The sequence below is a fragment of the Enterococcus sp. FR204 genome, assembly GCF_031143325.1.
Classification (GTDB): Bacteria; Bacillota; Bacilli; order Lactobacillales; family Enterococcaceae; genus Enterococcus_B; species Enterococcus_B faecium.
In genome coordinates, this window is sequence record NZ_JAKZIW010000095.1 from 1 (window position 1) to 1,388 (window position 1,388).

Genomic DNA, 1,388 nt, shown 5'->3' on the forward strand with positions numbered 1-1,388 from the left:
AGGAGTATTTCCCGATTCATTTTTGGCTGCCGTAGCAACTTTTATATCATATCAGAGAGACAAGCAATTGTCAACTCTTTTTTAAAAGTTTTTTCGATTTCGTTTTTCGAAATCTTTCAGCAACTCATTTACCATAATTTATCGTTAATTTATCGTTTGTTATTTGTCAAGAACTTTTTTGAAGTTTTTTCCTATAGAATCAAACTTCGCAAGTGGTCCTTTTTTAACGACTCAGTTATCTTATCATGTCATTTCTAACATGTCAACAACTATTTTATATGTTTTTTAAAATACTATTTTATTGCTTTGCTACTTAAAACAACAGAAATGAATATATCATGTAAATTTACACATGTCAATATATTTTTAACTCTATATCCCCACCTAGATTTGAATTTTGACCACATAAATTGAGCATGTCTCTATAGTAGAAAAATAAAGTCAAAAAAAGAACACATAACACGCTTGATGCTAAGTGTTCGACTGTTACAACTGTATGAAATGCTCAGTGACTTGATTAAAACAGTTAAAGTCTATTTATTTAAGATAAGCTGTTCCATCAACTGCTCATTGTATCCAATAAATAGAACTTCATCGATAATAATCAAAGGACGTCTGAGGAGGTTGGTATGTTGTGTGCATAAAAAAATCAGTTGTTTTTTTCCTACACAGGAAAGGTCAATCGCAATGTTGTGAAAAGCCTCAGACCAAGTCGCAAATAGCTGTTCTGCTTGCACTTCTTCAAAACTGCATAATTCCTCTGCTTCTTCTGTACTTAGATCGCGTTCTTCTAAGTCAACAAATTGATAAGGCAATTGATGGTGTTCTAACCATTGTTTCGCCTTCAGACTTGTTACACAGTGCGCTGATCCATAGACTTTCACTTCCACGAAGGCTCCCTCCCTATGAATTTAAGATGTTATTGTTTTGTAAATAGATCAGATTTCTGGCAACACATCGAATTTCACGAGGGACAAATGACCGGATCTCATCTTCATTAAATCCGATTAGTATTCTTTTTTCATCAATCAAAATAGGTCGTCTCAATAATGAAGGATATTCTTTGAATAAGACGATCATTTGCTTTAAAGTTAATTCGTTAAAATCTATGCCCAGCTTTTCGTAAATTTTCGACCGAGTGGAAATAATATCTTGAACTCCTCCTTCAGTCGCTGCCAAGATCTTTTTGATCTCACTTTCTGTTAACGGTTCGGCAAAAATATTCTTCTCTTCAAATTCAAGTTGATTCGCTTGCAACCATGCTCTTGCTTTTCTACAGGAAGTACAGCTAGGCGAAGTATATACTTTTATCATTTTCTCACTCCTTTTTAATTATAATCCAATTCTACAGTAATTTCTTTTAAAATACCAATTATTAGCTAATAAAA

General features: G+C 33.0%; 2 protein-coding genes. Both read right to left on the minus strand.

Translation table 11 applies throughout. From position 1 onward, the window contains the following. Positions 1–533: 533 nt before the first annotated feature. Positions 534–890 carry a Spx/MgsR family RNA polymerase-binding regulatory protein gene (locus tag RG571_RS11945; protein WP_002286247.1) on the minus strand — a complete coding sequence of 119 codons (357 nt, stop codon included), beginning with the start codon at positions 888–890 and terminating at the stop codon, positions 534–536. Between the two features lie 13 nt (positions 891–903). Beyond that, positions 904–1,314 (minus strand): Spx/MgsR family RNA polymerase-binding regulatory protein, encoded by a 411-nt coding sequence (locus tag RG571_RS11950; protein ID WP_002286258.1) that lies wholly within the window; start codon positions 1,312–1,314, stop codon positions 904–906. Between the last annotated feature and the right edge of the window lie 74 nt (positions 1,315–1,388).